This is a genomic window from Limnohabitans sp. (assembly GCF_044361985.1).
Classification (GTDB): domain Bacteria; phylum Pseudomonadota; class Gammaproteobacteria; order Burkholderiales; family Burkholderiaceae_C; genus Limnohabitans_A.
Genome location: NZ_JBIKHV010000083.1, coordinates 1 through 9,366 on the forward strand (window position 1 = coordinate 1; position 9,366 = coordinate 9,366).

At 61.2% G+C, this 9,366-nt stretch carries 7 protein-coding genes; 5 read left to right on the forward strand and 2 right to left on the reverse strand.

All coding sequences use genetic code 11. The features are described from left to right. Together ACIQ3A_RS11955 and ACIQ3A_RS11960 are read right to left on the reverse strand one after the other, a co-directional pair. A partial coding sequence (locus ACIQ3A_RS11955) for a PAS domain-containing protein (protein ID WP_396431959.1) occupies positions 1-749 on the reverse strand: 749 nt, incomplete at its 3' end. Positions 750-880: 131 nt separating this feature from the next. Beyond that, complete coding sequence (locus tag ACIQ3A_RS11960; protein ID WP_396431960.1) at positions 881-1,687, reverse strand: B12-binding domain-containing protein; 807 nt, start codon at positions 1,685-1,687, stop codon at positions 881-883. A 247-nt stretch (positions 1,688-1,934) separates the two neighbouring features. Here ACIQ3A_RS11960 and bchF point away from each other — a divergent pair, with 247 nt between their 5' ends. The 5 genes from bchF to ACIQ3A_RS11985 all read left to right on the forward strand — a co-directional run. Continuing rightward, complete coding sequence (gene bchF, locus ACIQ3A_RS11965) at positions 1,935-2,450, forward strand: 2-vinyl bacteriochlorophyllide hydratase (protein WP_396431961.1); 516 nt, start codon at positions 1,935-1,937, stop codon at positions 2,448-2,450. Then, positions 2,447-3,745: a ferredoxin:protochlorophyllide reductase (ATP-dependent) subunit N gene (locus ACIQ3A_RS11970; protein WP_396431962.1), complete on the forward strand. Its 1,299-nt coding sequence runs from the start codon at positions 2,447-2,449 to the stop codon at positions 3,743-3,745. The genes bchF and ACIQ3A_RS11970 overlap by 4 nt, the downstream gene beginning before the upstream one ends. Before the next feature lie 19 nt (positions 3,746-3,764). Further along, complete coding sequence (bchB, locus tag ACIQ3A_RS11975) at positions 3,765-5,360, forward strand: ferredoxin:protochlorophyllide reductase (ATP-dependent) subunit B (protein WP_396431963.1); 1,596 nt, start codon at positions 3,765-3,767, stop codon at positions 5,358-5,360. Then, positions 5,335-9,159: a magnesium chelatase subunit H gene (locus ACIQ3A_RS11980; protein WP_396431964.1), complete on the forward strand. Its 3,825-nt coding sequence runs from the start codon at positions 5,335-5,337 to the stop codon at positions 9,157-9,159. Before bchB ends, ACIQ3A_RS11980 begins: the two co-directional genes overlap by 26 nt. Then, positions 9,156-9,366 (forward strand): AAA family ATPase (locus ACIQ3A_RS11985; protein ID WP_396431965.1); only part of this gene is annotated, 211 nt, incomplete at its 3' end. The genes ACIQ3A_RS11980 and ACIQ3A_RS11985, both read left to right, overlap by 4 nt.

A 9,366-nucleotide genomic window follows, 5' to 3' on the forward strand; every position in this document is an offset into this window, starting at 1 on the left:
GTCACCAAACGCACGAGAAACTGGGCCCCGCCCTCTTGGCGAAACACCGTAGCCGAGACGGTCCAGGCAGAAGGCAGGCCGGCCACACGGGCTGAGCACATTTCGATGCGGCCAGTGGCCAGCGCCATGCGCAACAAGGATTGCACCTCGCCTTGGCTGTCGCCTTCAAAACATTCACGCACATCGCGACCGACCAGGCGTTTGCCTGCGTCCTTGAGCAAAGACTGCGCCCCCACGTTGGCTTCGAGCACCCGCTGGGTGCCGGCGTCGACCATCAACACGGCTTCGGACGAGGTGTCAAACAGCACCCGGTAACGCGCTTCGATGTGGCGCAGTCGCAAATAATCGCGCTCCATCGACTGTTGGGTTTCTACCAAACGGCGCTGCAACTCGGCCAGGCTTTCCAGATCGCGGCCCATGGCTAGCAACTTTCCACCACCAAGGGGCAACACCACATATTGCAAAGCCACCTCATTGCCCATGGGCGAGGTGTGGTTGACATGGCGCCAGCGCATCACCTCGGGCGCCCCCTGAGACTGCAGCATGTCCTGGATCTTGATTCGGCTTTCGCTGGTGACGGTGTCGATCCAGCGACGACCGATCCAGGCCTGACAACCCAGAGAAGCCAAGGTATCGCGTCCGATTGAAACGTCCTCAATCACCCCGTGCGGGTCCATGACCAAGGTGAGATCCGACACCACCCCCAGCAACTGGGAGAAGGTGGACGGATCCAGTGAGGGAAGCTTCATGTTGTAAACGAACCGCGTTTGAGTATCAGGAAGTTGACACTTGAATTTGTCATGCCAGTATAGGCCCTATAAACAGGTCAGAACCATTTCCTTCAGTTTCTAATGTCATACAGCACACCAAACTAGACATTTCATGCGACTTTGGGGCCGCCCGAAGGCATATGTTGCAAGATTCGGCGGACCGTGACCGGGGCATCTTCAGCAATGACCTCTGCAGCCAGGCATTGCATGCGGTCTGGTGCCAGGAAAGCCATCGGGCCACCCGCAAAAATCCGCATGCTCAGGTTGTCCGAGCTGTCCCGAAGCTGCGGCAACAAAGCCGCCAGCGTGTCCAGGTGCCGATCGGTGCTGATCGACAAGCCCACAGCATCAAACCAATCGGACTGAAACAAGTGCTTGAACTCGGGCACATCCTGAGGCACCCCCACCGTCACCGTCCAACCGGCCCGCTTGAAAAATTCACTGAGCATGAACAGCCCCATGCTGTGCTGGGCGCCCGGCTCGGTCAATAAAAGCAGGCTCCAGCCGTTGCGCTCTTGGGGGGCTTCCTGCAAAAACTCAACACTGAAGTCGTGCAGCAATTGCTGCAAATGACAAGACGCGATGGTGGTCATGGCGAAGTCCAGACGGTCTGCACCCCACCACTCCCCCAGTAAACGCGCACAAGGCGTGATGCCTTGTAGATAGATGTCTTCCAGCGATTGGCCTTGGCGCTGCCAGCCAAAGACCACTTGCCTCGCAGCATCCAGGCCCTGCAAACAAGCCTGCGCGAGGATCTGGATTTGTGCCAGGTCGATGGCTGACTTGCCCGTGAAAGAGGTTCCTCCCACCAGGCGTGGACCGACCGGCGCACCCTGCCTCAGGGCTTCAGGCCAGTGATGTGCCGCGCCCAGCGGCGAGGGCTGGGACGGGGAGTTTTCGACATTGAATTGAGCCATGACAAGCACCGATCATCAGAGGGATACACCAGCGGCAGACGCCTAAATGCAGGCGTGCTCGTCGCGAGATTGGCGTTGAGCCGGGCACCTGAATGCCCTGACAGAACACAAGGTTGAGTGTGGGTTGATTCCTTGTCCTTGTATTGAGTGTAAACCCTAAAATTCTAAAATATTGTCAATTTATGTTGACACAATGTATGTCCAGTCTTACATTCATTCCAAGCCCAACTGTCCAACAAGGTTCTTCATGCCCGCATCCTCCCCCCAGGTTTTGTACACGCCAGCGCAACGCGCCCGGCGCGATGCGACCGCCTGGACCCTGGTGCAAGGTATCCTCGCCCCGGTTCAGTTTTTGATCTTCGGGATCAGCCTGTACTTGGTGGTGCGCAGTTTGCAGACCGGCGAGCACACCGACTGGGCGCTGGGATCAGTGGTGCTTAAAACCATTGCGCTCTACGCCATCATGGTCACCGGTGCCATTTGGGAAAAAGTGGTGTTTGGTCAGTACTTGTTTGCCCCGGCCTTCTTCTGGGAAGACATCGTAAGCATGGGCGTGATGGCCCTGCACACGGCATATATATGGGTCTGGTGGCAAGGTCAGTGGAGCGCCAACGACCAGCTGCTGCTGGCACTGGCCGCTTACCTGAGCTATGCGGTCAACGCTGCGCAGTACATCCGCAAGTTGCGCATGGCGCGCCTGCAAAAGCAACCCACCGACCTGTCCCATCCTTTGCCCGACTCGGGTGCACAGGCCAGCGTATGAGCACCGTCATCCCGATCCGCGCAGAAACTTCTGGTTGCACCGATGTGGTGCCTCTGGTCGAACGTGGTCAACGTGAGGTGTTTTGCGGCCTGACGGGCATCATCTGGCTGCACCGCAAAATTCAAGATGCCTTCTTTTTGGTGGTGGGTTCACGCACCTGTGCGCACCTGATCCAGTCGGCTGCCGGTGTGATGATTTTTGCCGAGCCCCGCTTTGGCACCGCCATCATTGACGAGCGTGACCTGGCGGGCCTGGCCGATGTGCACGAAGAACTCGACCGCGTGGTCCAGCAGCTGCTGGCGCGCCGCCCCGACATTCGCCTGCTTTTCTTGGTGGGATCGTGCCCCTCCGAAGTCATTAAACTCGATTTAACGAAGGCAGCAGAGCGCCAAAACCAGCTCCACCAACCCGCCGTGCGCGTGCTCAACTACTCGGGCAGCGGCATCGAAACCACCTTCACCCAAGGTGAGGATGCTTGTCTGGCGGCCATGGTGCCAGGCTTGCCCTTCCCATCAGCGACCGCCCTGCCCGACCAAACAGCCCCTGCGCTGATGGTGGTGGGCACACTGGCCGATGTGGTCGAAGACCAGTTGCGCATCTTGCTTGAACGCATGGGCTTGTCGGTCACCTTTTTCCCGCCTCGCAACTCCCAGGCCATGCCGGTGTTGGGCCCGCACACCCGGTTTTTGCTGGCCCAGCCCTTTTTGGCCGATACCGCCCGCGCTTTGCAGTCGCGTGGGGCGCAACACCTGCCTGCGGCATTCCCGTTGGGCGTAGAAGGCACGACCGCTTGGCTGCAAGCGGCAGCCACCGAATTTGGTGTGACGCCCGAAGTATTTGAGCAAGCCATCGCGGTGCCGCGCCAGCGCGCCGAAAAGGCCCTGGCGGTGCAACGCGAAATGTTGCAAGGCCAGCGCATCTTTTTCTTTCCCGACTCGCAGCTCGAAATTCCCCTGGCCCGTTTTGTGCACCGCGAACTGGGCATGGACCTGGTGGAAGTGGGCACCCCGTATTTGCACCGCCAGCACATGGCCGCCGAATTGGCCTGGTTGCCCGCAGGCACCCGCATCAGCGAAGGCCAGGATGTGGACCGCCAACTCGACCGGTGTCTTGCCGACGCGCCTGATCTGGTGGTGTGCGGCCTGGGCCTGGCCAACCCGCTGGAGGCCCAGGGCATCGCCACCAAGTGGGCCATCGAGCTGGTCTTCACCCCCATTCAGGGCTACGAACAAGCGGCCGATCTGGCAGGCCTGTTCAGTCGCCCGCTCAAGCGCCGCATCAAGCTGGCGGCCTGATCAGCGCAGGAACCAACCCATGCAACTGACGCTCTGGACTTACGAAGGCCCCCCCCACGTGGGCGCCATGCGCATCGCCACAGCCATGCGCGATGTGCACTATGTATTGCACGCACCGCAGGGCGACACTTACGCCGATTTGTTGTTCACCATGATCGAGCGGCTGCCGCGCCGCCCACCGGTCACGTACACCACCTTTCAGGCGCGCGACTTGGGGGGCGACACCGCAGAACTCTTCAAGGAAGCCGCACGCCAAGCCATGGAACGCTACAAGCCAGCGGCCATGCTGGTCGGATCGTCTTGCACCGCCGAACTGATCCAGGACGACCCGGGTGGTCTGGCGCAGGCCCTGAAGCTGCCGATTCCGGTGGTGGCCCTCGACCTGCCCTCTTACCAGCGCAAGGAAAACTGGGGCGCCAGCGAGACCTTTTACCAACTGTGTCGCCACCTGGTCCACAAGCCCGGCGACAAAGTCGCCAAGGCCCGCCCCAGCTGCAACATTCTGGGCCCGAGCGCCTTGGGATTTCGCCACCGCGATGACGTCAAGGAGATCACCCAACTGCTGAACCAGCTGGGCGTGGACGTGGCGGTGGTGGCCCCCTTGAACGCCAGCGTAGCCGACCTTCAAAAACTGGCCGAAGCCGACTTCAACGTGGTGCTTTACCCAGAAGTCGGCCTCGCCGCTGCGCAATGGCTGCAGCGCCAGTTTGACCAACCCTTTACCAAAACCGTGCCCCTGGGCAGCCACGCCACGCGCGACTTCATCGCCGAAGTCTGCGCCCTCACCGGCCTGGCTGTACCCGCCCACGACCCCGACAACGCACACGCCCACTGGTATGCCAAATCGGTCGACTCGACCTACCTGACGGGCAAGCGTGTTTATATATTTGGTGACGCCACACATGCGGTGGCTGCGGCCCGCATTGCCAGCCAGGAGATGGGCTTTGAAGTAGTGGGCTTGGGCACTTACAGCCGCGAATTTGCCCGAGAGGTGCGCGATTGCGCCAAGCTCTATGGCATCGAAGCCCTCATCACCGACGACTACCTTGAGGTCGAGACCCAGATCAACGCACTGCAACCCGAGCTGATTTTGGGCACGCAAATGGAGCGCCACATTGCCAAGCGCCATGGCATCCCCTGCGCTGTGATTTCGGCCCCGGTGCATGTGCAGGACTTCCCGGCGCGTTACGCGCCGCAAATGGGTTTCGAAGGCGCAAATGTGCTGTTTGACACCTGGGTACACCCACTGATGATGGGCCTCGAAGAACATCTGATCGGCATGTTCCGGGAAGACTTCGAATTCCATGCCGGTGCGGCCCCCTCGCACCTGGGCAGCACCCGCCCGGCATCAGACAAGGCCGTGCACGTAACCGCTGAATCCAAGCCTTCAACAGACACACTGACACCCGTCAGTGTGCAAGCCGTCGCGCCCCCAGCCCAAGCCGCTTCGAACCAGGCCACCTGGAGCCCTGAAGCCGAAAAGGAGCTGGGCAAGATTCCGTTCTTTGTGCGTGGCAAAGCCCGCCGCAACACCGAGCGATTTGCCCAAGACCTGGGCGTGGTCACCATCACCGTGGAGACCCTCTACGATGCCAAAGCCCATTTCAGCCGGTAAGCAGGCACACTTCGGCGCACCCCGCATGAGCGTGGTGCTGTTGACCATGGACAGCCACCTGGCCAGCGCCGCCGACAGCGCCGCGCAGCGCCTGGCTGAGCAACTGCCTGGCCTGCACCTGCAAACCCACAGCGCCTCGGCCTGGCGCGACAGCGACAGCGCCCTGGCTGCCTGCCTGGCCGCAGTGGCGCAAGCCGATATCGTCATCGTCACCATGCTTTTCATGGAAGACCACTTTCTGCCCGTGCTCGATGCCCTGCAGGCACGGCGTGGCCATTGCGATGCCATGGTCTGCATCATGTCGGCGCCGCAAGTCACGCAACTCACACACATGGGCAAGTTGGTCATGGGCCGCGAGTCGGGTGGTCTGATGGCCTTGCTCAAAAAACTCCGTCCCAGCGCCAAAAACAAAGACACCGGCGAGGACAAAGGCGCTTCGGCCAGCGCAGGCTCCAAACAAATGGCCATGCTGCGCCGCCTGCCCAAGCTGCTGCGCTTCATTCCCGGCACCGCCCAGGATTTGCGAATTTTCTTCCTAACCATGCGCTACTGGCTGGCCGGTTCCGAGCACAACATCGAGCAGATGGTCAAAACCCTGGTGCACCGCTACGCCCAAGGGCCACGCGAACACCTGCGCGCTCTGGCTCAGCCCGAAGAGCCCATTGAATACCCCGAGGTGGGCCTGTACCACCCGCAGATGAAAAACCGCATCAGCGAACAGCTGAGCGACCTGCCTGGCCACAGCCGCAAAGACCAGCCTGCCGTGGGCCTGCTTTTGCTGCGCTCTTATTTGCTGGCAGGCAACACCGCGCATTACGACGCGGTCATCATGTCCTTGCAAGCGCGTGGCCTGCGGGTGATTCCGGCGTTTGCCAGTGGCCTGGATTCGCGTCCTGCCATGGACCGTTTTTTCAAAGAAGACAGCGGCTCGAAGATCCAGTCCTTGGTGTCGCTCACCGGTTTTTCACTGGTGGGAGGCCCGGCCTACAACGATGCCAGCGCTGCAGAAGTGGCCCTGAGCGAGCTCGATGTGCCCTACATCGCCGCACACCCGCTGGAGTTCCAGACAATTGAACAATGGGGCAGCTCTACACGCGGCCTGCTGCCGGTTGAAAACACCATCATGGTGGCCATTCCAGAACTCGACGGCTCCATCCTGCCCATGGTCTATGGTGGCCGCCCCGGCCCCGCAGGACAAACCTGCAACGGCTGCGACAAGCACTGCACCTTCCCCAGCGGCCCGCGCAGCCAGGACATGTTCACCTGCACCGAGCGCACCGAAATGCTCACCTCACGGATTGAGCGCCTGGTGCGTCTGCGCAACAAGCCCCGCGCCGAACGCAAGCTGGCCATCGTGCTGTTTAACTTTCCACCCAATGCCGGCAGCGTTGGCACCGCCGCTTATTTGTCGGTCTTCCAGTCCCTGTTCAACACCCTGCAACGGCTGTCAAGCGAAGGTTACCGGGTCAAGCTGCCGGACAGTGTGGACGACTTGCGCAACCGCCTGCTGCAAGGCAATGCCAGCCAGTACGGCACGCAGGCCAATGTGTTGCACGCCATGGACACCGCACACCATGTGAAAAACGAACGCTGGCTGCACGAGATCGAAGCACAGTGGGGACCCGCCCCTGGCAAGCACCTGACCAACGGGCAATCGCTCTTCATCTTGGGTGCAGACTTTGGCCAGGTGGTGGTGACTGTGCAACCAGGCTTTGGCTACGAAGGCGACCCGATGCGCTTGCTGTTTGAAACCGGCTGCGCCCCCACACACGCTTTCAGCGCCTTTTACCGCTACCTGCGCGATGACTATGCCGCGGATGCGGTGCTGCACTTCGGCACGCACGGCGCCCTCGAATTCATGCCAGGCAAACAAACCGGCTTGTCGGCCCAATGCTGGCCTGACCGCCTGATCGGGGCCCTGCCTAATATTTACCTTTACGCGGCCAACAACCCCTCAGAAGGAGCTTTGGCCAAGCGCCGCGGCGCGGCAACCCTGGTCAGTTACCTGACCCCCTCACTCACCCACTCCGGTCTTTACAAAGAGCTGGTCAGCCTGCAGCAATCGATTGAACGCTGGCAACAAATGGGGCCTGACCAGGCGCTGGACCGTGCCAGCTTGGGCGAGCTCATCCACGAACAAGCCCGCGCCATCGACCTGGAGGTGCCAGCCACCTCGGGCGACGACCACACCCCCTGGATTGAGCAACTGCAAAACCAGCTGCTCGAACTCGAATACGCGCTGATTCCAGAAGGCCTGCACGTCATGGGCCAGGCGCCCAGCCGCACCCAACGCCTGCAGACCCTCAAGGTCATGGCCGATGCGATGGGTCTGAGCACAAGCCTGAACACCCCCGACTTCATGGAAGCCCTGGTCGATGGGGCCAGCCAAGCCCAGCTGAGCGCCAGCCTGCAAGACAGTGAAGACAAAGCCCAGGCCGAATCCTTGCGACAACTGGTGCGCACCAACCGCCTGCTGGGTGAAGACCACGAAATGGCAGGCTTGATGCGCGCCCTCGATGGCCGCTACCTGCAACCCGCTCCGGGGGGTGACCTGATCCGCAATGCCGACGTGCTGCCCACTGGCCGCAACCTGCATGGCCTGGACCCTTTTCGCATGCCATCGGCCTTTGCCGTACTTGACGGCAAGCGCCAGGCCGACAAGTTGCTGGCCCGCTACGCCCAAGACCACCAAGACCTGCCAGAGACCGTGGCCATGGTGCTCTGGGGCACTGACAACCTCAAGACCGAAGGCGGCCCATTGGCGCAAGCCCTGGCCCTGATGGGTGCCGCCCCACGCTTTGACAGCTACGGTCGATTGGCAGGCGCCATGCTGGTGCCGTTGGCCGAACTGAAGCGTCCGCGCATCGATGTGGTCATCACGCTGTCGGGCATCTTTCGTGACCTGTTGCCCATGCAGATTCGTTTGTTGGCCGAAGCGGCCTTCATGGCGGCCAGCGCCGATGAGCCGGCTGAGCAAAACTTCATCCGCAAACACGCGCTGGCCTTTATGACCGAGCACGAAGGCAGCACGCTGGAGTGCGCATCGCTGCGGGTATTTGGCAACACCGAAGGGGCCTACGGCGCCAACATCAACCACTTGATCGACAGCAGCTGCTGGGAAAACGAAAATGAGCTGGGCGATGCTTTCACCCAACGCAAAGGCTTTGCTTATGGCCGCGAGGGCCGTCCGGTGCGCAACACCGCCGTATTGACCAGTGCGCTGGCCAGCGTGTCACTGACCTACCAAAACCTGGACTCGGTCGAACTGGGCGTGACCAGCATCGACACCTACTTTGACACCCTGGGCGGCATCAGCCGTGCCGTGCTGCAAGCCAAACACCAGCGCGATGGCAACGCCGCCGAAGCCCCACCGGTTTTCATTGGCGACCAGACCCAAGGCGAGGGTGTGGTGCGCAGCCTGACCGAGCAAGTGGCGCTGGAAACCCGCAGCCGCATGCTCAACCCCAAGTGGCATGAAAGCATGTTGCAACACGGCTACGAAGGCGTGCGCCAAATCGAGGCCCACCTGACCAACACCATGGGCTGGTCCGCCACCACCGGTCAGGTCCAACCCTGGGTTTACCAGCAATTGGCACAGACCTTTGTGCTTGACCCGGCGATGCGCGAACGCATGGCCCAACTGAATCCCACCGCATCGGCCAAAGTGGCCAACCGCCTGCTGGAGGCTACCCGCCGCCAGTACTGGCAACCCGACGCCGAGACCATGTCAGCTCTGCTGCGTGCCGGCGAAGAACTTGAAGACCGCCTTGAAGGCATACAAGAAGGACTCCCAGCATGATCGAAACCACCAGCATCCCCGTGAACAGCATCCAGAGGGTACGCGGCGCAGACGGCGAAGGCAGCGTGCAGTTCCAGATGGACCCCTCCGTCAAGATCGGCACGGCCAAAGTTTTTGCGGTCTATGGCAAGGGGGGCATCGGCAAGAGCACCACCTCTTCCAACCTGTCGGTGGCCTTCAGCAAGCTGGGCAAACGCGTGCTGCAAA

Bases quoted from the DNA above. Each gene is read 5' to 3' on its own strand.
- ACIQ3A_RS11970 (WP_396431962.1), top strand. From the start codon at position 2,447: ATGAGCACCGTCATCCCGATCCGCGCAGAAACTTCTGGTTGCACCGAT.
- ACIQ3A_RS11960 (WP_396431960.1), bottom strand. From the start codon at position 1,687: ATGGCTCAATTCAATGTCGAAAACTCCCCGTCCCAGCCCTCGCCGCTG.
- ACIQ3A_RS11980 (WP_396431964.1), top strand. From the start codon at position 5,335: ATGCCAAAGCCCATTTCAGCCGGTAAGCAGGCACACTTCGGCGCACCC.
- bchF (WP_396431961.1), top strand. From the start codon at position 1,935: ATGCCCGCATCCTCCCCCCAGGTTTTGTACACGCCAGCGCAACGCGCC.
- bchB (WP_396431963.1), top strand. From the start codon at position 3,765: ATGCAACTGACGCTCTGGACTTACGAAGGCCCCCCCCACGTGGGCGCC.